The following is a 21,939-nucleotide window of genomic DNA, read 5'->3' on the forward strand; positions in this document are numbered from 1 at the left end:
ACATGCGTCAGGCGTGGCGGGTCGCGGACGTCCGTGCGGCGGAGAAATCGCTGATGGCCCGGCTGCCGGAGGGCGTGCTGATGCAGCGGGCAGCGGCCGGTCTGGCCCGGCGATGCGCGCTGTTGCTGGAGGCGGCCGGCGGCGTCTACGGCGCCCGGGTGCTGCTGCTGGTCGGCAGTGGTGACAACGGCGGCGACACGCTCTATGCCGGCGCGGCGCTGGCCCGTCGTGGGGCTCAGGTCCGCGCCCTGCTGCTGAACCCGGACCGGGTGCATCTGGCCGGTGTGGCGGCGTTGCGCGCGGCCGGCGGGTTCACCACCGGGGAGCTGCCCGCCCGGGCCGATCTGGTGCTGGACGGCATCGTCGGGATCGGGGCGAGCGGCGGCCTGCGGGAGTCTGCCGTGGCGATCGTGCGCCGCCTCGGTGACCTGCGCGGGCGGACCGGGGAGCGGGCGACGGTGGTGGCTGTCGACGTGCCCAGCGGGGTGGCCGTGGACACCGGTGACGTGCCGGGTGAGGCGGTGACCGCGGATGTCACGGTGACGTTCGGCTGTCTCAAACCGGCGCACGTGCTGGGCGCCGCGGCCACCCGCTGCGGGCTCATCGATCTGATCGATATCGGTCTCGGGCCGGTTCTGGTGGCCGATCCGGCGGTCCGGGTGGCGGAGGCTGCCGACGTCGCCGGGTGGTGGCCCCGGCCCGGCACCACCTCGGACAAGTACAACCGCGGTGTGGTCGGTCTGGCGACCGGTTCGGAGCAGTATCCCGGCGCCGCCCTGCTCTCGGCCACCGGTGCGCTCGCCGGTCCGGCCGGCATGGTGCGCTATGCGGGCAGCGCCCACCGCGAGGTGGTCCGTGCGCATCCGTCGGTGGTGGTGGCGCCCCGGGTGGCCGAGGCCGGCCGAGTGCAGGCCTGGGTGTGCGGTTCCGGTCTCGGCACCGATGCCGCGGCGCGCACCGAGCTGCGCAGTGTGCTGGCCACGTCGTTGCCGGTGCTGCTGGACGCGGACGCGATCTCGCTGCTGGTCGGAGGTGAGCACGCCGAGGATCTGCGGCGCGACGCCCCGCTGGTGATCACTCCGCACGACGGTGAGTTCAAGCGGCTGGCCGGGGAGGCGCCGGGCGCGGACCGGGCCGGTGCGGCGGCCCGGCTGGCGGCCTGGACGAACGCGGTGGTGCTGCTCAAGGGCGACCGGACGATCGTGGCGTCGCCGGCCGGCGAGATCTGGGCCAATCCCACCGGCAGTCCGGTGCTGGCCACCGCCGGGACCGGGGATGTGCTGGCCGGGCTGCTGGGGTCGCTGCTGGCGGCCGGGGTGCCGCCGGTGCGGGCGGCGGTCGCGGCGGCGTACGTGCACGGTCTCGCCGGCCGCCGGGCGGCGCAGGGCGGTCCGGTGTCGTCGTCGGACGTGGCGTGCGCCCTACGCCCGGTACTCGCTGATCTGCTGGACTGACCCGGGGCGGCCGGAAACTGTCGTACGCCTCAGTAGGGTGGAAGACATGTGGCAGGCCGAAGTCCGCGTCGATCTGGACGCCATCCGCGACAACGTGGCGGCGTTGCGCGCCCGCACCTCGGCCGAGGTGCTGGTCGCCGTCAAGGCGGACGGTTACGGCCACGGCATGGTGCCGGCGGCCCGCGCCGCGCTGGCCGGCGGTGCGACCTGGCTCGGTGTCGCCACCCTGGACGAGGCGCTCGAGCTGCGCCGGGCGGGTCTGCCGGCCCGGGTGCTGGCCTGGCTGCTGGCGCCGGGTCTGCCGCTGCACGAGGCGGTCGCCGCCGACATCGACCTGGCTGCGGCGTCGCCGGAGCTGCTCGACGAGATCGTCGTGGCGGCCCGGCGGGTGGGCCGGCCCGCGCGGGTTCACCTCAAGATCGACACCGGGCTGGCCCGGGGCGGCGCCACCCCGGCGGAGTGGCCGGTCCTGGTGGACGCGGCCGCCAAGGCGCGCGACGCCGGTGACATCGAGGTGATCGGGGTGTTCAGCCACTTCGCCTGCGCCGACGAGCCCGGCCACGAGTCGGTCGACCGGCAGTTGGCCGCCTTCACCGACGCCCTCGCGGTGGCCGAGCGGCACGGGGTCGTCCCGACGCACCGGCACATCGCCAACTCCGCGGCCACCCTGACCCGGCCGGACACCCACTTCGACCTGGTCCGGATCGGTGTGGCGGCCTACGGCCTGTCCCCGGTGGCCGGCGAGACGTTCGGCCTGCGCCCGGCGATGACCGCCCGGGCCCGGGTGACCATGGCCAAACGGGTGCCGGCCGGCCAGGGCGTCTCCTACGGCCTGACCTATCGCACCCCGCGCGAGACGACGCTGGCCGTGGTGCCGCTGGGCTACGGCGACGGGGTGCCCCGCCACGCGTCCAACACCGCGCCGGTGCTGATCGGCGGCGTGACGGCCCGGATCGCCGGCCGGGTCTGCATGGACCAGGTGGTGGTCGACGTCGGCGACGAGCCGGTCCAGCCGGGCGACGTGGCCACCCTGTTCGGGCCGGGCGACGACGGCGAGCCCACCGCGATCGACTGGGCCGCGGCGACCGGCACGATCCACTACGAGATCGTCACCAGGTTCGGCAGTGGCCGGGTGCCACGGCGTTACACCGGGGAGGTCGAGCGGTGATCCGGGGCAGGGCGGTGGCCGGCGTCTTCGGCGCCGCCGTCGGTGTGGCGGCGGCCGGCCTGGCCACCGCGTTCGCGGTCGAGCGGGTGCTGGTTCGGCGGTCGGTCAACGCGCCCGGCGACCCGTACACCGAGGAGCCGTTCGGTGAGCAGGTGTTCGACGAGGAGCTGACGGTGACCGCGGCCGACGGCACCGACATGCACGTCGAGATCGTCGAGCCGGCCGAGGCGAACGACAAGCCCACCATCGTCTTCGTGCACGGGTTCGCCCTGGACATGGGCACCTTCTACTTCCAGCGCAAGCTGCTCACCGAGCGCGGCGACCAGCGCCTGGTCTTCTACGACCAGCCGGGTCACGGCCGGTCCGGGCGTCTGCAGTCGGGCACCTACGACATCGCCGCGCTGGGCCGCTCGCTGGCCGCGGTGCTCGATGAGGTGGTGCCGGACGGGCACATCATCCTGGTCGGCCACTCGATGGGCGGCATGACCATCATGGCGTTCGCCGAGCAGTACCCGGAGTGGTTCGGCAACCGGGTGACCGGCGTGGTGCTGATCTCCACCTCGGCCGGGCTGGTCGACAAGACACAGCTCGGCATCACCAACCTGGTGGCCCGGGCCAGCGCGCCGTTCTTCCCGCTGTGGGACAAGGCGGCGCACCTCGGCGGCGGCACCATCGACCGGGCCCGGATCGCCTCCTCCGACCTGGCCTGGTTGCTCACCCGGCGGTACGGGTTCGGCGAGCCCAAGCCGAGCCCGACACTCGTCACGTTCGTCGAGACGATGAATTCCAGGACCTCGGTCGAGACGCTGACCAAATATCTGCACACCCTCTACACCCACAACCGGTTCCCGGCGCTGTCCGCGTTGCGGGGCGTGCCGGTGCTGGTGATCGTGGGCACCCGCGACTACCTGACCCCGGTCACCCACTCCGAGGAGATCCTGCGGCACCTGCCCGAGGCCGAGTTGTTGAAGATCGACAACAGTGGCCACGTGGTGATGCTCGAGAAGGCCGACGAGGTCAACGCGGCACTGCTCCCCTTCCTGGAGAAGATCTCGTGAAGTTCACCACGGTCGACGAGACCCGCGACTTCGGCCGGCGGCTCGCCGGTCTGCTGCGGCCCGGCGACCTGCTGCTGCTCACCGGCCCGCTGGGCGCCGGCAAGACCGCCCTGGTGCAGGGCATCGGGGCGGGGCTGGGGGTGCAGGGCCCGATCACCTCGCCGACCTTCGTGATCGCGCGGGTGCACCGCGGTCCGGTGCCGCTGGTGCACGCCGACGCCTACCGGCTGGGCGACCGGCCGGACCCGCGCGCCGAGATCGACGACCTCGACCTGGACGCCTCGGCGGACGACGCGGTCACGGTCGTGGAGTGGGGCGCCGGGCTGGTGGAGCAGCTCAACGACGAATACCTGCAGGTCGCCATCGACCGGCTGGACGACGACACCCGAGTGATCGACCTGGTGCCGCACGGCGGCGACTGGGCACACCGACTGGAGAACATGTGAACCTGATCGAGCTGCTGCCCGCCGAGTGGCGGACCGAGCTGTCGCCCTTCCTCGACGAGGCCGCCACGGCGACACTGGGCGAGTTCGTCGAGGCGGAGTACGACTCGCAGACGATCTACCCGCCGCGGGAGGACCTGTTCAACGCGTACCGGCTGTGCCTGCCGGAGCAGACCCGGGTGCTGATCCTCGGCCAGGACCCGTACCACGGTCCCGGCCAGGCGCACGGCCTGAGCTTCAGCGTCCGCGAGGGGGTCCGCAAGCCCCCGTCGCTGGGCAACGTGTTCAAGGAGCTCTCCGAGGACGTCAACATCGCCAAGCCGGCCGACGGCGACCTGACCGGCTGGGCGCGGCAGGGTGTGCTGCTGCTCAACGCGGTGCTGACCGTCCGGGCGGGCAAGGCCGGCTCGCACGGCAACAAGGGCTGGGAGGCGTTCACCGACGCCACCATCAAGGCGCTGAACGAGCGGGACGAGCGGATCGTCTTCCTGCTCTGGGGCAGCTACGCCAAGAAGAAGGCGTCCCTGATCACCAACCCGGTGCACGCGGTGCTGGAGGCGGGGCACCCGAGCCCGCTCAACCGGGTCGGTTTCCTGGGCAGCCGCCCGTTCAGCGCGGCCAACAAGGCTCTCGCCGACGGGGGACGGCCGGTCATCGACTGGGACCCGAAGGCCACCGTCTAGGGTCAGCCTGTGCTCGTACTAGCTCTGGACACCGCAACGCCCGCGTCGACGGCGGCGCTGGTCGAGGTGACCGCTGACGGCCTGTTCGGGGTCGTGGAGCAGCGGACCGTCGACCCGCGGGCGCACGGGGAGAAACTCGCGCCGGAGATCGCGGCGGCGCTGGCCGAGGCCGGCGTCCGCCCGCGTGACCTGGGCGCGATCGTGGCCGGGCTCGGTCCCGGACCGTTCACCGGCCTGCGGGTCGGACTGGCGACCGCGGCGAGCATGGGGCAGGCGCTCGGCATCGCGACCTACGGCGTCTGTTCGCTCGACGCTCTGGGCCGGGCGGCCGGTCCGGGCCGGGTGCTGGTGGCGACCGATGCGCGGCGTCGTGAGGTCTACTACGCGACCTATCAGGACGGTGAGCGGGTCAGCGGGCCGGACGTGGACAAGCCCGCGGCGGTGTCCGTCGAGTCGGTGGAACGGGCCTGTGGTGAGGGCGCGCTGAAATACGGGGACGTTTTCGGCGTACCCGTGGAGGAGCATCTTCTGCACCCGCCCGGCGCCGCCCTCGTCGCGATCGCCGCGCAGCGGATCCGCGAGGCGGCGCCGAGCGAGATCCTGACCCCGCTCTATCTGCGGCGGCCGGACGCGGTCGAGCCGTCGGCGCGCAAACCGGTGCTGACCTGATGCTTGTCGAACGCTTCCGCTGGTGGCACATCGACGAGATCCTCCCGGTCGAGGAGGACCTGTTCGGGGCGGAGAAGTGGTCCGCCTCGATGTTCTGGAACGAGTTGGCGCAGCGGCACTTCTACGTCGTCGCGACCGACGAGCCCGGCGGCCCGGTGCTGGGCTATGCCGGCCTGTCCGTGGTGGACGCCGACGAGTCCTGGGTGCAGAACATCGCGGTACGCCGGGACGCCCAGCGCCGTGGCGCCGGCCGGCTGCTGCTGGAGACGCTGCTCGCCGAGGCGGCCCGGCGCGGCGCCCGTAAGACGCTGCTCGAGGTGGCGGTCGACAACGGGCCGGCCCAGAAGCTGTATGCGACTTACGATTTCGAGCCGGTCGGCATCCGGCGCGGCTACTACCAACCGAGCAACACCGACGCCCTGGTGATGATGCGTGATGCGTGACGAGCCCCTGGTCCTCGGGATCGAGACCTCCTGCGACGAGACCGGCATCGGCATCGTCCGCGGGCACACTCTGCTGGCCGACGCGATCGCGTCCAGTGTGGATGAGCACGCCCGGTTCGGCGGGGTGGTGCCCGAGGTGGCCAGCCGCGCCCACCTGGAGGCGCTGGTCCCGACCATGCAGCGGGCACTGGACACGGCCGGGGTGACGCTCGCCGACATCGACGCCATCGCGGTGACCAGCGGCCCCGGACTGGCCGGCGCGCTGCTGGTCGGGGTGGCCGCAGCCAAGGGGTACGCGCTCGCCGCCGAGAAACCGATCTACGGCGTGAACCACCTGGCCGCGCACGTTGCGGTGGACACCCTGGAACACGGTCCGCTGCCCGCCCCGGCGGTGGCGATGCTCGTCTCCGGCGGCCACTCGTCGCTGCTGCTCGTCGACGACCTGACCGCCGGGGTGACGCCGCTCGGCGCGACCATCGACGACGCGGCCGGCGAGGCTTTCGACAAGGTGGCCCGGCTGCTCGGCCTGGGCTTCCCCGGCGGCCCGGTGATCGACCGGACGGCGCGTGACGGTGACCACGCCTCGATCGCCTTTCCGCGCGGCCTGACCGCGCCGAAAGACCAGGCGGAGCACCGTTTCGACTTCTCCTTCTCGGGTCTCAAGACCGCCGTCGCCCGCTGGGTGGAGGCCCGGGAACGGGCCGGTGAGCCGGTCCCGGTGGCCGACGTGTCGGCCAGTTTCCAGGAGGCGGTCTGTGACGTGCTGACCGCCAAGGCGATCGACGCGTGCCGCAGCAACGGCGTGGACACCCTGGTCATCGGGGGTGGGGTGGCGGCGAACTCCCGGCTGCGGGTGCTCGCCGAACAGAGGGCCGCGAAGTACGGCATCACCGTGCGGGTGCCCCGGCCGCAGCTGTGCACCGACAACGGCGCGATGGTCGCCGCGCTCGGCTCGCATCTGGTCGCGGCCGGCGTCGCCCCGAGCCGCCTGGACCTGCCCGCCGACTCGTCGATGAGTTTGACCGCGGTGAGCGTGCCGGGGTAGGAAGCCATCATGATCGCGCGGATGTGGGAGGTTCGGGCCTCCCGGACCGGCTTCGACGAGCTGCTGGCCTGGGTGTGTGACACGGCGGTACCCGGACTGGAGGTACTGCCACAACATGTGTCGAGTGACGTCTATTCGTCCACCGATCTTCGCATCGTCGTCATCACCAAATGGCGTAACAGCCCGGAGAACATGCCGGTGCCACCGGAGAACCTGGTGGCACGCACTCCGCATGTCTGGGATTTCAGTCCCGTCGATCGCTGAGTAGTCGCCGTCCCCGTGCTCCGGCCCTTACCGTCGGGGCCTGATGCGAAGATTGCCCGTGGCCGATCCCGGCCGTCCCGTTGACCGGTCCGCCGCCCGGTACCTCTGCTGGCTCGTGCGGCGCTCCCGCCTGACCACCGCGGCCGCCGTCGGCCTGGCCGTCACCTGGATGGGATTCCAGGCGATGGTGCCGGCGATCGTCGGCCAGGCGATCGACGCGGCCGCCCAGCGGCGGGGCACCGCCCTGCTGGGCTGGGGACTCATCCTGCTCTTCGTCGGGGTCGCGCACGCGCTCGCCGGCATCGCCCGGCACCGGTTCGCGGTGGCGAACTGGCTGGGCGCCTCCTTCCGGACCGTGCAGGTGACCGTCCGGCACGCCAACCTGCTCGGCGCCACCCTGCCGCGACGGCTGGACGCCGGTGAGGTCGTCGCGATCGGCACCTCCGACCTCACCCACATCGGCGGGGCCATCGACATCGCGGCCCGCAGCCTCGGCGGGCTGATCGCGATCGTCACCGTCACCGTGCTGCTGCTGCACGTCTCGGTGCCGCTCGGACTGGTCGTGCTGCTCGGCGTACCGGTGTTGCTGCTGGTCGCCGGGGCGCTGATCCGGCCGTTGCACCGGCAGCAGGAGGCGTACCGCAGGCAGCAGGGCCGGCTGACCGGCAACGCGGCCGACCTGGTCGCCGGACTGCACGTGATCCGCGGGGTGGGCGGCGAACAGGCGATGGCCGACCGGTACGCCACCGAGTCCCGGGCGCTGCGGGACGCGGGGGTGCGTACCGCCCGGGTGGAGGCGCTGCTCGAAGCGGCCCAGGTGCTGCTGCCCGGGATCTTCCTGGTGCTGGTGACGTGGCTGGGCGCCCGGTTCGCCCTGCAGCAGCGGATCACCGTGGGGGAGATGGTGTCGTTCTACGCGTACGCCGCCTTCCTGGTCGCGCCGATGCGGCAGCTCACCGAGGCGATCGACAAGCTGACCCGGGGACACGTGTCGGCCCAGCGGGTGGTGACGATGCTGGGGGTGCGGACGGACCTGCCCGATCCGGCGGCCCCGGTGCCGCTGCCCCGGGGCGAACTGGCCGACCCGGAGTCGCGGGTGGTGATCGCCGCGGGCCGGCTCACCGCGATAGCCGCGGCCGACCCGGTGGACGCGGCCCGGGTCGCCGACCGGCTGGGCCGGTACGCCGACGGCGCCACCCTGGACGGCCTGCCGCTCGCCGCCGCCGCGTTGTCCGAGGTCCGCCGTCGGATCCTGGTGGTGGAGAACGAGGCGCGGCTCTTCTCCGGCCGGCTGCGGTCCGATCTGGACCCGGCCGGTGACGGTGCCCTCCCGGAGGCGCTGGAGGCCGCGGCGGCCACCGAGATCGTCGAGGCGCTGCCGGCCGGGGTGCAGACCCGGGTCGCCGAACGGGGCCGGTCCTTCTCCGGCGGCCAGCAGCAGCGCCTGCGGCTGGCCCGGGCGCTGCTCGCCGACCCGGAGATCATGATCCTGGTCGAGCCGACGAACGCGGTCGATCCGCACACCGAGGAACTGATCGCCGAGCGGCTGCGAGCGGCGAGGGCCGGGCGGACCACGGTGATCTGCACGTCCAGTCCGCTGGTGCTGAACCGTACCGACCACGTATTCTACCTGGAGCAGGGCCGGGTGGTCGCGTCCGGTACCCATCACGACCTGCTCGTCGCGGAGCCCCGCTACGCCGCCATGGTGTCGCGCGGGGACCTGCCGTGAACCGACCGCTCCCGGTGGCCGGCACCGCCCAGGTACGCCGGTACGCCCGCGACCTCTACCGCGGTCATGCCCGGATGTTCCAGGCCGCCGTCGGGCTGCACCTGCTCGCCGCCTGCACCGGGCTGGCCGGTCCCCGGCTCCTCGGCGAACTGGTGCAGGGCATCCAGGACGGTGCGCGGATCGCCGAACTGGACCGGCTGGCACTGGCCATCGCCGGGTTCGTGCTGGTGCAGGCGGTGCTGATCCGGTTCGCGCACGTGGCGTCGGCCCGGCTCGGCGAACGGGTGCTGGCCCGGCTGCGGGAACGGTTCATCGCCCGGGTGCTGTCGCTGCCGCTGGGCACGGTCGAGGCGGCCGGCACCGGTGACCTGCTGACCCGGACCACCCGGGACGTGGACGCGCTGTCGAAGTGCGTGCGGTTCGCGGTGCCGGAGACGATGATCGCGCTGATCACCACGGTGCTGATCGTGGTGGCGCTGCTGGTGCTCGACCCGTTGCTGGCGGCGCCGCTGCTGGTCGGGGTGCCGCTGACGGTGGCCGGAACCCGGTGGTATCTGCGCCGGGCGCCGAAGGGGTACCTGCGGCAGAACGCGGCGTACTCGGAGGTGACCGACGGGCTCAGCGAGACCGTCGAGGGGGCCCGGACGGTGGAGGCCCTCGGGCGGCAGGGGCAGCGGGCCGGGCGTACCGACGCCGACCTGCGGCGGTCCTGGATCGCCGAGCGGTACACGCTGCACCTGCGGACCGTCTGGTGGCCGGTGCTCGAGGTGAGCTACGTGCTCCCGCTGGTGATCACGCTGTTGGCCGGTGGCTGGCTGTATCTGCGGGGCGCGGTGACCCTGGGGCAGACCGCGGCCGCGGTGCTCTACGTCCAGCAGCTGATCGACCCGCTCGACCGGTTGCTCAACTGGCTCGACGAACTGCAGGTGGGCGCGGCCTCGCTGGCCCGTCTGCTGGGGGTGGCGGCCGATCCGCCGGCCGGGCGGACACCGGCGCGGGAACCGGAGAACGACCGGATCGAGTTGCGCGACGTCCGGTTCGGTTACGTCGCGGGCCGCGAGGTGCTGCACGGCATCGATCTGACCCTGGAACCGGGCGAGCGGATCGCGGTGGTCGGCCTCTCCGGCGCCGGCAAGTCCACCCTGGGCTGCTTGCTCGCGGGCCTGCACCGGCCCACGTCCGGCAGCATCACGGTCGGCGGGGTCCCGCTCGGTGAGCTGTCGCCGGACCGGCTCCGCGCCCACGTGGCGCTGGTCAGCCAGGAGCATCACGTCTTCGCCGGCACGCTGCGCGAGAACGTCGCGATGGTACGCCCAGCCGCCCCCGACCCGGAGATCCGCGCCGCCCTGGCCGCGGTGCACGCGCTGGACTGGGTGGACGGCTGGCCGGCCGGGCTGGACACGCCGGTCGGCGCCGGTGGCCGGCTGCTCACCCCGGCGCAGGCGCAGCAGGTCGCCCTGGCCCGGCTGATCCTGGCCGATCCGCACACGCTGGTGCTGGACGAGGCGACGGTGCTGCTGGATCCGCGGTCGGCCCGGGACCTGGAACGGTCGCTGGCGGCGGTGGTCCGCGGCCGGACCGTGGTGGCGATCGCCCACCGGTTGTTCTCGGCGCACGACGCGGACCGGGTCGCGGTGGTCGAGGACGGCCGGATCGTGGAACTGGGTTCGCACGACGAGCTGGTGGCCAAGAACGGCGCCTACGCGGCGCTGTGGCACTCCTGGCAGGGTGAGGACCAAAAAGAGCGCGCCCCGCAGGACGCGCCCTTTCCGTGAGCGGACGATCAGTGGCTGTGGCCGTGACCGCCGTGGCTGTGGCCGCCGGCCGGGGCCGGAGCGGCCTCGACGGGCTTCTCCACCACGAGGCTCTCCGTGGTGAGCAGCAGGCCGGCGATCGAGACGGCGTTGGAGACCGCGTTACGGGTCACCTTCACCGGGTCGATGATGCCGGACGCGGCCAGGTCGACGTACTCGTCGGTGGCGGCGTTGAGGCCGTGGCCCCAGCCCAGCTCGTTGACCTTGCCCACCACGACGTAGCCGTCGTGGCCGGCGTTCTGCGCGATCCAGCGCAGCGGCTCCACCAGCGCCTTGCGGACGATGGCGACACCGAGGGCCTCTTCGCCGGTCAGGCCGAGGCCACCCTCGAGTTCCTTGGCGACCTGGGCGAGAGCGGCGCCGCCGCCGGGGACGGTGCCCTCCTCGACCGCGGCCTTCGTCGCGGCGATGGCGTCCTCGATGCGGTGCTTGCGCTCCTTCATCTCGACCTCGGTCGCGGCGCCGACCTTGATCACCGCGATACCGCCGCCGAGCTTCGCGAGGCGCTCCTGGAGCTTCTCGCGGTCCCAGTCGGAGTCGGACGCCTCGATCTCCTTGCGGATCTGCGAGACCCGGTCGGCGACCTCGGCGGACTGGCCGCCACCGTCGACGATCGTGGTGTTCTCCTTGTCGACGACGATGCGCCGGGCGCTGCCCAGCTGCTCGAGGCCGACCTGGTCGAGCTTGTAACCGAGCTCGGGGGCGATCAGCTCGCCACCGGTCGCGATCGCCAGGTCCTGCAGGATCGCCTTGCGGCGGTCACCGAAGCCGGGCGCCTTCACCGCGGCGACCTTGACGGTCTTGCGCAGCGCGTTCACCACGAGGGTGGACAGGGCCTGGCCCTCGACGTCCTCCGCCACGATGAGCAGCGGCTTGCCGGTCTGCAGGACCTTCTCCAGCAGCGGGAGCAGCTCCTCGATGCTGGAGATCTTCTGGGTGGTGAGGAGGATGTACGCGTCCTCCAGCACCGCCTCCTGCGACTCGGCGTCGGTCACGAAGTTCGGCGAGATGAAGCCCTTGTCGAACTGCAGACCCTCGGTGACGTCGAGCTCGGTGTGCAGCGCCGAGCCCTCCTCGACGGTGATGACACCGTCGCGGCCGACCCGGTCCATCGCGTCGGCGATCAGCTCGCCGATGGTGGCGTCCTGGGCCGAGATGGTGGCCACGTTGGCGATCGCCTTGTGGTCGGAGACCTCGACGGCCTTCGCCAGCAGAGCCTTGGACACGACCTCGCTGGCCTGGTCCATGCCCCGCTTGAGGCCGATCGGGTTGGCACCCGCGGTCACGTTGCGCAGGCCCTCGCGGACCAGCGCCTGCGCGAGCACGGTGGCGGTGGTGGTCCCGTCGCCGGCGACGTCGTTGGTCTTGGTCGCCACCTCCTTGACCAGCTGCGCGCCGAGGTTCTCGTAGGGGTCGGTGAGCTCGATCTCCTTGGCGATGGTGACGCCGTCGTTGGTGATCGTGGGCGCACCGAACTTCTTGTCCAGGACGACGTTGCGACCGCGCGGCCCGAGGGTGACCTTGACCGTGTCGGCGAGCGTGTTGACGCCGTGCTCCAGCAGGTGCCGGGCGTCGTCGGAGAAGCTGAGGATCTTCGCCATTTATGGTCCCTTCACGCACCAGCGCCCTGCCCCGAGTTATCGGAACAGGGCGCGAGCGCAATCAGTTAGGTCTTACTTCTCGATGACCGCGAGGACGTCGCGGGCGGAGAGCACCAGGTACTCCTCGCCGGCGTACTTGACCTCGGTGCCGCCGTACTTCGAGTAGAGGACCACGTCGCCGACCTTGACATCGAGCGGGACGCGGTTGCCCTTGTCGTCGATCCGGCCGGGGCCGACAGCGAGGACGGTGCCCTCCTGCGGCTTCTCCTTGGCGGTGTCGGGGATCACGATGCCGGACGCCGTGGTGGTCTCAGCCTCGTTCGCCTGAACCACGATGCGGTCTTCGAGCGGCTTGATCGCAACCTTGGTCGCGGTAGTCACGGGCATACCCTCCTGGGTACAGGTTTCGCCGACCTTGAGTCAGGCCGGTCAGATGCCTCATGCCACCGGGCGGGGCCGTCGTCGCGGGTGCCGGTCCGCCTGGTGCCTAACCGCACGGACGGGCCGTGCGGCTGGCACCCTCATGTTGAGAGTGCTAACGGGGAGACTATTCCGGATCTAGCACTCCGTCAACCAGAGTGCCAACACGTCACGCCAGGGAGAATGCCTGGTGTGACCCCTGAGCTGCTGCGCGTGCTGCGTTCTCCCGACGGAGAGAAAGCCCTGGCCACGGCCGACGAACTGGCCGGTGCCGACCCACTCGTGGCGGCCTCGGCCATGCGGTCGCGGGGCATCCCCGCGGATCTGGCCGCGGCCGCTCTGACCCAGGCTAGTTTGCGCGGGCGCGCGGCATGCAAGTTCGGCCCGGACGCCGCCCGGATGTTCTTCACCCGCCCCGGATGGGAGCAGGCGACGCGGTCGGTGGTGGCGGACCGGCGGGCGGCGCGCCTCGCGGATGCCGGGGTGCGGTCCCTGGTGGATCTGGGATGCGGGCTGGGCTCCGACGCGCTGGCCGCGGCCCGGCGCGGCATCCGGGTGTACGCCGTGGAGGCCGACCCGTTGACCGCGGCGATCGCGGCGGCCAACGCCGAGGCGGCCGGTCTCGCCGAGCTGATCACCGTCGAGTGCGCCGACGCCACCACGGTCGAGGTCGAGCGCTACGACGCGGTCTTCGCCGACCCGGCCCGCCGGCAGACCGGCCGGGGGCGGGTGTTCAATCCGAAGTCGTACTCGCCGTCCTGGGACTTCATCGCAGGCCTGCCCGGCCGGGTCCCGCTGACCACGTTGAAGCTCGCGCCCGGCATCGACCACGATCTGCTGCCGCCGGGCGCCGAGGGCGAGTGGGTCAGCGTCGGCGGCGACCTGGTCGAGGCCGCGTTCTGGTGCGGCCCGCTGGCCGCGGCGCCCCGGCGGGCGACGCTGATCGGCGCGTCCGGCGAGGTCCGCGAGCTGACCGGCACCGGCGTCGAGGCGGCGCCGGTGGGTGCGGTGGGCGGCTACCTGTACGACCCGGATCCGGCGGTGGTCCGCTCGCATCTGGTGGCCGAGTTCGCCGCGACGGTCGGCGGTCGGCTGGCCGACCCGGAGATCGCGTATGTCTACACCGACGAGCCGGTGGACACCCCGTACGCGCGCCGGCTGACCGTCACCGACGTGCTGCCGTTCTCGCTCAAGCGCCTGCGGGCCCTGTTGCGCGAGCGGGGCGTCGGCCGGCTGGAGATCCGCAAGCGGGGCTCGGCGCTGGTGCCCGAGCAGCTGCGCAAGGATCTGAAGCTGTCCGGTCCGAATCCGGCCGGATTGGTGCTGACCAGGATGAACGGCGCGCCAGTGGTGTTGTTGACCTCCGCGGCGTAACGGCGGTCACCAGGGGAGTAGCGTGCCCGCATGGCCAAGAAAGCGGCGGGCACCCCGGCCACCGTCCTGCTGATCAAGGAGCGGGTGGAGCACACCCTGCACCCGTACGACGTCTCGCCGGACGCGCCGAACTACGGCGCCCTGGTCGCCGAGGCGCTCGGGATCGAGCCGGGCCGGGTGTTCAAGACGCTCGTCGCCGAGGTGGACGGCGGCCTCGTGGTCGGTGTGGTGCCGGTGACCGGCGATCTCGACCTGAAGGCGCTCGCTCACGCGGCCGGCGGCAAGCGTGCCGTGCTCGCCGACCGGGCCGCCGCCGAGCGCAGCAGCGGCTATGTCCGGGGTGGGATCAGCCCGCTCGGCCAGCGCCGGCGCCTGCCCACCGTGATCGACGACTCGGCGACCGGCCTCGATCTGATGTACGTCTCCGCCGGCCGCCGTGGCCTGCAGGTGTCCCTCGCTCCGGCCGATCTGATCCGGCTGTCCGACGCGACGGTGGCGCCCATCCGATCCTGACTTGTCCCGTTATCTCGGGACTGTCCTTCGGGATCACCGCACAGCCATGTTGCCGGATTGTTATCCCTGAGTACGGGATCGACGCTCGTTGTGCCTTGTGTTCCAGGCCACTACGGGAATACGTTGCCGGGCACAACAAACCGGTTCCTGATCCATCGGCGTCACCAGGGCGGCGGCGTTCCCAGGCAGCACGCACCCTGACAAATCCGAAATAAGGCTCCGGATTTACCCCCCGAAAGGACACAAGGAATGCGTAAGGGACTGTTCGCCCTTGCCGCGGTCGGCCTGCTGGCCACCGGAAGCACGGCCGCTTGCGGCAGCAACAGCGACAGTGACGAAGGCGGCGCCGAGGGCGGCTCGGCCGTCGGCAAGGTCGGCGTGATCCTGCCCGATACCAAGAGCTCCGCGCGGTGGGCGACCGCCGACGTGAAATACCTGACCGACGCCTTCAAGGCGGCCGGCGTCGAGGCCGACATCCAGAACGCGCAGGGCGACAAGACCCAGTTCCAGACCCTCGCGGACGGCATGATCTCCAGCGGCGTCAAGGTCCTGGTGACCGTCAACCTGGACTCCGGCACCGGTAAGGCCGTCCTGGACAAGGCCAAGGCCGCGGGCATCGCGACCATCGACTACGACCGTCTGACCCTCAACGGCGGCGCCGACTTCTACGTGTCCTTCGACAACGTCAAGGTCGGCGAACTGCAGGGCCAGGGCCTGATCGACTGCCTCACCGAGAAGAAGGCCGTCAAGCCGGTCGTGACGTACCTGAACGGGTCGCCGACCGACAACAACGCCTCGCTGTTCAAGCAGGGCTACGACTCGGTGCTCAAGCCGAAGTTCGACTCGGGCGAGTACCTCAAGGGCCCGGACACCGACGTTCCGGACTGGGACAACGCCCAGGGCGGCACCCTGTTCGAGCAGAACCTGACCACCAACAAGGACATCAAGGGTGTCCTGGCGGCGAACGACGGCCTCGGCAACGCGGCCATCCAGGTGCTGAAGAAGAACAAGCTGAACGGCCAGGTCCCGGTGACCGGTCAGGACGCCACCGTGCAGGGCCTGCAGAACGTCCTGGTCGGCGACCAGTGCATGACCGTCTACAAGGCGATCAAGGACGAGGCCGACGCCGCCGCCGAACTGGCGATCGCGCTGGCCAAGGGCGAGGCGCCCACCACCGCCACCAGCAGCGTGACCGACCCGGAGTCCAAGAAGGACGTCAAGTCCGTGCTCCTGACCCCGAAGTCGATCACCAAGGCGAACGTCAAGGACGTCATCGCCGACGGCTTCGTCACCAAGGAGGAGCTCTGCACCGCGGACTTCGCGGCGGCGTGCACCGAGGCCGGCATCAGCTGACCCAAGGCTGACGACCAGCCTGCGACAGCGACTCGCGACGGCGCCGTCCACGGATCCCGTGGGCGGCGCCGGAGTCGCTCTGTGTCACCCCTCCCGCTGTCGGCGGAGCCACGACGAGGTGGCGGAGCCGGGCACCACGGTCACCGGACGAAGGAGAACCATCAGTGACCGCGACACCCCTTCTGGAACTGCGCGGGATCGACAAGAGCTTCGGTCCCGTCCAGGTCCTGCACGACGTCGGACTGAACGTCTACCCGGGTGAGGTCACCGCCCTGGTCGGCGACAACGGCGCCGGAAAGTCCACGCTGGTCAAATGCATCAGCGGTATCTACACCATCGACGCCGGCACGGTCACCTTCGACGGTGACGAGGTCGCGATCCACAGCCCGCGGGACGCCTCGGCGCTCGGCATCGAGGTCGTCTACCAGGACCTCGCGCTCTGCGACAACCTGGACATCGTCCAGAACATGTTCCTCGGCCGGGAGAAGAAGTCCGGCCTGGTCCTGGACGAGGCCACCATGGAGGAGATGGCCGGGGAGACCCTGCGCAGCCTCTCGGTCCGCACCGTCAAATCCCTGCGGCAGCTCGTCGCCAGCCTCTCCGGCGGCCAGCGGCAGACCGTCGCCATCGCCAAGGCGGTCCTCTGGAACAGCCGGGTCGTCATCCTCGACGAGCCGACCGCCGCCCTCGGCGTGGCGCAGACCGCCCAGGTCCTCGAACTGGTCCGGCGGCTCGCCGACAACGGCCTCGGCGTCGTGCTGATCTCGCACAACATGAACGACGTCTTCGCGGTCTCCGACCGGATCGCGGCGCTCTACCTCGGCCGGATGGCCGCCGAGGTGAAGGCCGCGGACGTGACCCACTCCCAGATCGTCGAACTGATCACCGCGGGACGCAGCGGCGACCTCGGCCTGCCGGCCGAGAAGCCGGCCGAGTTCATCGACATCACGCCGGGAGAGGCGCCATGACCACGACGACCACCACGACCACGGCCGGCGGCATCCAGGCGGTCAAACCCACGGTCGCCAGCCACGTCCGCGATTACTGGGCGCGGGTCCGCGGTGGTGACCTCGGCGCCCTGCCGGCCGTCCTCGGCCTGCTCGTCCTCACGCTGATCTTCAGCGTGGCCCGCAGCGACACGTTCCTGTCCGCGCTGAACTTCGCCAACCTGTTCAACCAGAGCGCCCAGGTGGTCTTCATCGCCATGGGCCTGGTGTTCGTGCTGCTGCTCGGCGAGATCGACCTCTCCGCCGGCTTCGCCAGCGGCGTGTGCGGCGCGGTCCTGGCCATCCTGCTCACCAACGAGGGACTTCCCTGGTCGGTGGCGATCCCGGCGGCCATGCTCACCGGTGTGGTCATCGGTCTCGTGCTCGGTCTGCTGGTGACCAAGCTCGGGATCCCGTCGTTCGTGGTGACCCTGGCCGCCTTCCTCGGCTTCCAGGGCATCCTGCTGACCCTGCTCGAGGGCGGCAAGAACATCTCGATCACCGACGAGTTCGTCAACTCGCTCAACAAGTCGAACCTGTCGGTGACCTGGAGCTGGGTGGTCACCCTCGTCGGCGTCGCCGGATTCGCCCTGGCACAGCTCAACCGCTACCGGGCACGGGCGTCCCGCAACCTGGTCACCGAGCCGTTCGGCATCGTCGCGACCCGCATCGTGGCGCTCGGCCTGCTGCTGGTCGCCGGCACCTGGGTGCTCACCCAGGAACGGTCGATCAACCCGGCGATCAACTCGCTGAAGGGCGTGCCGATCGTCGTCCCGATCATCGCGGTGTTCATGGTGATCTGGACGTTCGTGCTCGGCCGCACCACGTACGGCCGGCACGTGTACGCCGTCGGCGGCAACACCGAGGCGGCCCGGCGCGCCGGTATCCCGGTCGACCGGATCCGCATCTCCGTCTTCGTCATCGGCTCGTTCATGGCCTCGATCGGCGGCATCCTCATCGTCAGCCGGGCCGGCTCGGTCGACCCGAACACCGGTGGCAGCAACGTGCTGCTCTACTCGGTGGGCGCCGCGGTCATCGGCGGCACCAGCCTCTTCGGCGGCAAGGGCAAGGTGATCAACGCGGTGATCGGTGGCGCGGTGATCGCGGTCATCGACAACGGCATGGGCCTGATGGGTTTCAGTTCCGGCCAGAAGTTCATCTTCACCGGTCTGGTGCTGCTGGCAGCGGCGAGCGTCGACGCGCTGGCCCGGCGCAGAGCAGCGGCAACGGGCAACCGATGAATCGAGCGCCGGCACGGGGGACGGTGCTCCGCTGATGCGTGCCGGCCCCAGTCAGGAAGAGGTACGCCGGCACAACCTGGGAACACTTCTGCGGTACGTGCACGTCCACGGCGCGACGTCCCGGGCGGAACTCACCTCCCGTCTCGGACTCAACCGCAGCACCATCGGGGCACTCACCGCCGACCTGATCAGTGCGGGACTGGTCAGCGAGGCGGTGCCGAACCGGATCCACCGGGCCGGGCGGCCGTCACTGGTCGTCCGGCCCGAGTCGGGCCGGATCTACGCGTACGCGCTGAGCATCGAGGTGGACCGGCTGCGGGCGGCCCGGATCGGTCTCGGCGGCCGGATCCTGGAGCAGTACGAGACCGAACGCCCACCCGGGATGACCGCCGAGGACGCGGTGCGGCCCCTGGCCCGCTACGTCCGGGCGATGCGCACCGGGGTGCCGGACGACGCCCGGTGTGTGGGCACCGGACTCGCGGTGGCCGGCATGGTCCGCGGCGAGGACGGCATGGTCCGGTTGTCCCCACCGGCCGGCCGGATCCAGGAGCCGGCCGGGGCGGCCCTGCGCGCCGAACTGGGCGATCTCGGACGGCTCACGGCCGGCAACCACGCCGACGTCTGCGCCCTCGCCGAACACGCCCGTGGTGCGGCGGTGGGCTGCGACAACGTCATCTACCTCTACGGCGACGCGGGTGTCGGCGCCGGGATCGTGGCCGGTGGCCGCCGGGTCACCGGGCACGGCGGGTACGGCGGCGAGGTCGGGCACATGGTCGTCAACCCGTACGGGCGGCCGTGCGGCTGCGGCTCGCGCGGATGCTGGGAGACCGAGATCGGTGAGCACGCGCTGCTGCGGCTGGCCGGGCGGACCGGCGACAGCGGCCGGGAGGCGGTACTCGGCGTGGTGGAGTCCGCGCAGCGCGGCGACAGCCAGGCCCAGCACGCGATGCGGCAGGTCGGCGACTGGCTCGGGTTCGGCGTCGGCAACCTGGTGAACATCTTCAACCCGGAGGTGGTCATCTTCGGGGGCACGCTGCGGGACGTCTATCTCGGTGCGGCGGCGCAGATCCGCAGCCGGCTCAACGGGGTCGGGCTCGCCGCCTGCCGGGAACACGTGCGGTTGCGGACGCCGGAACTCGGTCCGGACGCCGGGTTGATCGGGGCGGCCGAACTCGCCTTCGAGCATCTGCTCGGCGATCCGTTGCTGTCCTGAGTGGCCTGTCCTGACAAAGGCCTGATCACCCGAAATCCAGGGGCCATCGCGGAAGCTCTATGCTGCCCGCCATGCCCCCCCACCACCCGGTTCTGGACCCGGCCGTCGCGTACCCGAAGATCGCGGGACTGCGGACGGCTCTGGACGACGGTGACTGGCCGGCCTGCCGGGGACTGCTCGACCCGGCCGAGCCCGCGGAGCGCACCGCGCTGATCCAGGCCGGCGCGGACGAGCCCGGCTTGGAGGACTTCCTGCGCGGCGTGCTGCGCGCCGACCCGGCCGACGGCGCGGCCGGCGCCCTGCTCGGCCGGCACCTGATCAACGTGGGCTGGGAGGTGCACGCCGAGGAGCGCGCCGAGCCGGGCTGCCCGGAGTGCTTCCGCAAGGCCGAGCGGGTGCTGATCTCGGCCGCCGCGCACAGCCCCGGCGACCACGCGGTCTGGGTGTCCCGGCTGATCACCGCCCGGCGCCTCGAACTGGGCCGGTCCGAGGCCCGCCGGCGGTACGACCGGCTGGCCGAGCTCGACCCGCACCACCTGCCCGGACAGGTGGAATTCCTGCACCACCTGACGCCTCGTCGCGGTGGTTCCTGGGAGCGTGCCCACCGGTTCGCCGTGGAGGCCGCCGAGGACGCCCCGCCCGGCGCGCACCAGCCGGTGCTGATCGCCGAGGTGCACCTCGGCCGGTGGCGGGAGACCGGCCGGGGCCACCTGGCGGGCGAGACCGTCCGGGCCGAGCTGTACGACGCCGCCCACCACGCGGTGTGGCACCCGGACTTCCGGCGTACCCATGGATGGGTCGAGGTCGTGAGCACTTTCGCGATGGTCTTCGCGCTGCTCGACGACCAGCAGGCAGCCGCGTCCCTCTTCGCCGAACTGGGCGAGCTGGACTCCGCGCACCCGTGGAACCTGCTCGGCGACCCCGCCACCGTCATCACCAAGTACCGCCGCAACGCCGAGCGGGCCGCCGGAGGAGACCGATGATCAGGCTGACCGAGGTGGACGGGATCCCCGCCGTGGTCGCCCGGACCGGCGGTCCCACCCACGCCGGCCTGGTCTTCCGGGTCGGCATCGCGGACGAGCCGCTGGCCCGGCGCGGCATCACCCACCTGGTCGAGCACCTGGTGCTCGGCCGGCCCTCCGCCGGTCACCACCGCAACGGCGCCACCGGCGTGGAGCACACGTACTTCCACACCCAGGGCACCGCTGACGAGATCACCGCCTTCCTGGAGGGGGTCTGCGCGGTGCTGCGCGACCCGCCGGCCGACCGGATCGCCGAGGCGGCGGAGGCCCTGCACGCCGAATCGGCCGGCCGGGGACGCGACCGGCTGCCGATGTGGCGCTACGGCGCCCGCGACTTCGGCATGGCCAGCTACCCCGAGTGGGGCCTGGACCGGATCACCGGCGAGGACCTGCACGACTGGATCGGCCGGTTCTTCACCAGGGAGAACGCGGCGCTCTGGGTGGCCGGTGACGGTCCCGCCGAGAGTCTGCGCCTGGACCTGCGCTCCGGCGTCCGGCAGGCGCCTCCGGCACCGTCGGCCGCACCCCCTGGCGCACCGGCCTGGTTCGCCGGCGACAGCGACATGGTGGGGTGGGACACCGTGGTACGCCGTGAGGCCCGTGCCGCGGTCTTCGCCAACGTCCTGGAGCGCCAGATGTTCCGTGACCTGCGCCTGCGGGGCGGCATCTCGGATCAGGTACGCACCGAGTACGAACCCCGGGCCGCCGGTTCCGCCCGGATCACCGCGTACGCCGACTCCCTGCCCGGACGGCGGGAGGCGGTGCTCGGCGGGATGGTCGACGTGCTGGCGGGGATGCGGGCCGGCCGGATCGACGACGAGGACGTGGCCACCGTCGTCGGCCTGACCTGCGACGGTCTCAAGCACGCCGAGTCCCGGGGCGGCCGGCTGCCGGGGCAGGCGTTCAACCTGCTCGCCGGCCGTGGCGTGCAGGGCATCGGTGAGGTGCTCGCCGAGGTCCGCGCGGTCACCGCGGCCGACGTGGCGGAGGTGGCCGCGGACGCGTACCGGGAGGGTCTGCTGATGACCCCGGAGGGCACGGCCGCCGACTGGGCCGGGTACGCCGCCGCCCCGGTCTCGTCCGGCCCGGTGGTGAGCGGCCGGGCGTACCGGGGGCGTAAGGACCGGGCGCTGCGCCTGATCCACGGCGACGAGGGTGTGAGTGTGATCACCGGCGATGCCACCGCGACCGTCCGGTACGACACCTGCGCCGCCCTGCTCGCCTGGCCGGACGGCGGACGCCATCTGGTCGGTGAGGACGCGATCGTGGCGAAGGTCGAACCCACCCTGTTCCGCGGCGCCGAAGAGGTCGTCCGGGACCTCGACCAGCGCTTCCCCGGTGCGCTGCGGGTGGTGATGCCGGCCCGTGACCCGTCGGCGGTCCCGGCCCCGGTGGCCGGCCGGCCGTGGTGGCGCCGAGAGACCTGAACCGTCGGTCGAACGGCTG

At 71.9% G+C, this 21,939-nt stretch carries 21 protein-coding genes; 19 read left to right on the forward strand and 2 right to left on the reverse strand.

What is annotated here, in order from left to right:
* The first annotated feature begins 2 nt into the window (after window positions 1-2).
* The 11 genes from WH85_RS24395 to WH85_RS24445 are packed head-to-tail and all read left to right on the forward strand — an operon-like array spanning window position 3 to window position 10,731.
* Entirely contained in the window at window positions 3-1,454 is a 1,452-nt protein-coding gene (locus WH85_RS24395) for a bifunctional ADP-dependent NAD(P)H-hydrate dehydratase/NAD(P)H-hydrate epimerase (protein WP_045744315.1), read from the forward strand.
* A gap of 46 nt (window positions 1,455-1,500) precedes the next feature.
* Window positions 1,501-2,622 carry an alanine racemase gene (alr, locus tag WH85_RS24400; RefSeq protein WP_045744316.1) on the forward strand — a complete coding sequence of 374 codons (1,122 nt, stop codon included), beginning with the start codon at window positions 1,501-1,503 and terminating at the stop codon, window positions 2,620-2,622.
* Window positions 2,619-3,680, forward strand: coding sequence for an alpha/beta fold hydrolase (locus WH85_RS24405; protein ID WP_045744317.1), 1,062 nt, complete (start codon window positions 2,619-2,621; stop codon window positions 3,678-3,680). The genes alr and WH85_RS24405 overlap by 4 nt, the downstream gene beginning before the upstream one ends.
* A complete protein-coding gene (gene tsaE, locus WH85_RS24410) occupies window positions 3,677-4,126 on the forward strand; it encodes a tRNA (adenosine(37)-N6)-threonylcarbamoyltransferase complex ATPase subunit type 1 TsaE (protein WP_045744318.1) in 450 nt (149 codons plus the stop codon). The genes WH85_RS24405 and tsaE overlap by 4 nt, the downstream gene beginning before the upstream one ends.
* On the forward strand, window positions 4,123-4,806 hold the full coding sequence (gene ung, locus WH85_RS24415) for a uracil-DNA glycosylase (RefSeq protein ID WP_083449228.1): 684 nt from the start codon (window positions 4,123-4,125) through the stop codon (window positions 4,804-4,806). The genes tsaE and ung overlap by 4 nt, the downstream gene beginning before the upstream one ends.
* Before the next feature lie 9 nt (window positions 4,807-4,815).
* The gene (tsaB, locus tag WH85_RS24420) at window positions 4,816-5,475 is read left to right on the forward strand and encodes a tRNA (adenosine(37)-N6)-threonylcarbamoyltransferase complex dimerization subunit type 1 TsaB (RefSeq protein ID WP_045744319.1); all 660 of its coding nucleotides are present in this window, start codon (window positions 4,816-4,818) and stop codon (window positions 5,473-5,475) included.
* Window positions 5,475-5,918, forward strand: a complete 444-nt coding sequence (gene rimI / locus WH85_RS24425) for a ribosomal protein S18-alanine N-acetyltransferase (protein WP_045744320.1) — start codon at window positions 5,475-5,477, stop codon at window positions 5,916-5,918. The genes tsaB and rimI overlap by 1 nt, the downstream gene beginning before the upstream one ends.
* Complete coding sequence (gene tsaD, locus WH85_RS24430; RefSeq protein ID WP_045744321.1) at window positions 5,911-6,963, forward strand: tRNA (adenosine(37)-N6)-threonylcarbamoyltransferase complex transferase subunit TsaD; 1,053 nt, start codon at window positions 5,911-5,913, stop codon at window positions 6,961-6,963. The genes rimI and tsaD overlap by 8 nt, the downstream gene beginning before the upstream one ends.
* A 9-nt stretch (window positions 6,964-6,972) precedes the next feature.
* Window positions 6,973-7,227 carry a hypothetical protein gene (locus WH85_RS24435; protein WP_045744322.1) on the forward strand — a complete coding sequence of 85 codons (255 nt, stop codon included), beginning with the start codon at window positions 6,973-6,975 and terminating at the stop codon, window positions 7,225-7,227.
* A gap of 43 nt (window positions 7,228-7,270) precedes the next feature.
* Window positions 7,271-8,956 (forward strand): ABC transporter transmembrane domain-containing protein, encoded by a 1,686-nt coding sequence (locus WH85_RS24440; protein WP_045744323.1) that lies wholly within the window; start codon window positions 7,271-7,273, stop codon window positions 8,954-8,956.
* The gene (locus WH85_RS24445; RefSeq protein ID WP_045744324.1) at window positions 8,953-10,731 is read left to right on the forward strand and encodes an ABC transporter ATP-binding protein; all 1,779 of its coding nucleotides are present in this window, start codon (window positions 8,953-8,955) and stop codon (window positions 10,729-10,731) included. The genes WH85_RS24440 and WH85_RS24445 overlap by 4 nt, the downstream gene beginning before the upstream one ends.
* Window positions 10,732-10,739: 8 nt before the next feature.
* Here the strand turns inward: WH85_RS24445 and groL are convergent, their stop codons facing one another.
* Both groL and groES read right to left on the reverse strand, forming a co-directional pair.
* The gene (gene groL, locus WH85_RS24450; protein WP_045744325.1) at window positions 10,740-12,371 is read right to left on the reverse strand and encodes a chaperonin GroEL; all 1,632 of its coding nucleotides are present in this window, start codon (window positions 12,369-12,371) and stop codon (window positions 10,740-10,742) included.
* A gap of 72 nt (window positions 12,372-12,443) precedes the next feature.
* Window positions 12,444-12,758: a co-chaperone GroES gene (gene groES / locus WH85_RS24455; RefSeq protein ID WP_014440794.1), complete on the reverse strand. Its 315-nt coding sequence runs from the start codon at window positions 12,756-12,758 to the stop codon at window positions 12,444-12,446.
* Window positions 12,759-12,974: 216 nt separating this feature from the next.
* On the opposite strand from groES, the gene WH85_RS24460 reads away from it, so the two are divergent.
* The 8 genes from WH85_RS24460 to WH85_RS24495 all read left to right on the forward strand — a co-directional run bounded on the left by WH85_RS24460 (window position 12,975) and on the right by WH85_RS24495 (window position 21,920).
* Window positions 12,975-14,165 carry a class I SAM-dependent methyltransferase gene (locus tag WH85_RS24460; RefSeq protein ID WP_045744326.1) on the forward strand — a complete coding sequence of 397 codons (1,191 nt, stop codon included), beginning with the start codon at window positions 12,975-12,977 and terminating at the stop codon, window positions 14,163-14,165.
* A 30-nt stretch (window positions 14,166-14,195) separates the two neighbouring features.
* A complete protein-coding gene (gene ybaK / locus WH85_RS24465) occupies window positions 14,196-14,678 on the forward strand; it encodes a Cys-tRNA(Pro) deacylase (RefSeq protein ID WP_045744327.1) in 483 nt (160 codons plus the stop codon).
* A gap of 249 nt (window positions 14,679-14,927) precedes the next feature.
* On the forward strand, window positions 14,928-16,031 hold the full coding sequence (locus WH85_RS24470) for a sugar ABC transporter substrate-binding protein (RefSeq protein ID WP_045744328.1): 1,104 nt from the start codon (window positions 14,928-14,930) through the stop codon (window positions 16,029-16,031).
* 164 nt (window positions 16,032-16,195) lie between these two features.
* Window positions 16,196-16,999 (forward strand): ATP-binding cassette domain-containing protein, encoded by an 804-nt coding sequence (locus tag WH85_RS24475; protein ID WP_045744329.1) that lies wholly within the window; start codon window positions 16,196-16,198, stop codon window positions 16,997-16,999.
* The gene (locus WH85_RS24480) at window positions 16,996-18,258 is read left to right on the forward strand and encodes a sugar ABC transporter permease (protein WP_045744330.1); all 1,263 of its coding nucleotides are present in this window, start codon (window positions 16,996-16,998) and stop codon (window positions 18,256-18,258) included. Before WH85_RS24475 ends, WH85_RS24480 begins: the two co-directional genes overlap by 4 nt.
* Before the next feature lie 34 nt (window positions 18,259-18,292).
* Window positions 18,293-19,471 carry an ROK family transcriptional regulator gene (locus tag WH85_RS24485; protein WP_045744331.1) on the forward strand — a complete coding sequence of 393 codons (1,179 nt, stop codon included), beginning with the start codon at window positions 18,293-18,295 and terminating at the stop codon, window positions 19,469-19,471.
* Window positions 19,472-19,542: 71 nt separating this feature from the next.
* Window positions 19,543-20,454 (forward strand): hypothetical protein, encoded by a 912-nt coding sequence (locus WH85_RS24490; protein WP_211275435.1) that lies wholly within the window; start codon window positions 19,543-19,545, stop codon window positions 20,452-20,454.
* Entirely contained in the window at window positions 20,451-21,920 is a 1,470-nt protein-coding gene (locus WH85_RS24495) for a peptidase M16 family protein (RefSeq protein WP_045744333.1), read from the forward strand. The genes WH85_RS24490 and WH85_RS24495 overlap by 4 nt, the downstream gene beginning before the upstream one ends.
* The last annotated feature ends 19 nt before the right edge of the window (window positions 21,921-21,939 follow it).

It is taken from the genome of Actinoplanes rectilineatus (genome assembly GCF_000962825.1).
In the GTDB taxonomy this organism is placed as follows: Bacteria; Actinomycetota; Actinomycetes; order Mycobacteriales; family Micromonosporaceae; genus Actinoplanes; species Actinoplanes rectilineatus.

Bases quoted from the DNA above. Each gene is read 5' to 3' on its own strand.
- WH85_RS24395 (WP_045744315.1), top strand. From the start codon at position 3: ATGCGTCAGGCGTGGCGGGTCGCGGACGTCCGTGCGGCGGAGAAATCG.
- alr (WP_045744316.1), top strand. From the start codon at position 1,501: ATGTGGCAGGCCGAAGTCCGCGTCGATCTGGACGCCATCCGCGACAAC.
- rimI (WP_045744320.1), top strand. From the start codon at position 5,475: ATGCTTGTCGAACGCTTCCGCTGGTGGCACATCGACGAGATCCTCCCG.
- tsaD (WP_045744321.1), top strand. From the start codon at position 5,911: ATGCGTGACGAGCCCCTGGTCCTCGGGATCGAGACCTCCTGCGACGAG.
- WH85_RS24435 (WP_045744322.1), top strand. From the start codon at position 6,973: ATGATCGCGCGGATGTGGGAGGTTCGGGCCTCCCGGACCGGCTTCGAC.
- WH85_RS24440 (WP_045744323.1), top strand. From the start codon at position 7,271: ATGCGAAGATTGCCCGTGGCCGATCCCGGCCGTCCCGTTGACCGGTCC.
- groL (WP_045744325.1), bottom strand. From the start codon at position 12,371: ATGGCGAAGATCCTCAGCTTCTCCGACGACGCCCGGCACCTGCTGGAG.
- groES (WP_014440794.1), bottom strand. From the start codon at position 12,758: ATGCCCGTGACTACCGCGACCAAGGTTGCGATCAAGCCGCTCGAAGAC.
- WH85_RS24460 (WP_045744326.1), top strand. From the start codon at position 12,975: ATGCCTGGTGTGACCCCTGAGCTGCTGCGCGTGCTGCGTTCTCCCGAC.
- ybaK (WP_045744327.1), top strand. From the start codon at position 14,196: ATGGCCAAGAAAGCGGCGGGCACCCCGGCCACCGTCCTGCTGATCAAG.
- WH85_RS24470 (WP_045744328.1), top strand. From the start codon at position 14,928: ATGCGTAAGGGACTGTTCGCCCTTGCCGCGGTCGGCCTGCTGGCCACC.
- WH85_RS24480 (WP_045744330.1), top strand. From the start codon at position 16,996: ATGACCACGACGACCACCACGACCACGGCCGGCGGCATCCAGGCGGTC.
- WH85_RS24485 (WP_045744331.1), top strand. From the start codon at position 18,293: ATGCGTGCCGGCCCCAGTCAGGAAGAGGTACGCCGGCACAACCTGGGA.
- WH85_RS24490 (WP_211275435.1), top strand. From the start codon at position 19,543: ATGCCCCCCCACCACCCGGTTCTGGACCCGGCCGTCGCGTACCCGAAG.
- WH85_RS24495 (WP_045744333.1), top strand. From the start codon at position 20,451: ATGATCAGGCTGACCGAGGTGGACGGGATCCCCGCCGTGGTCGCCCGG.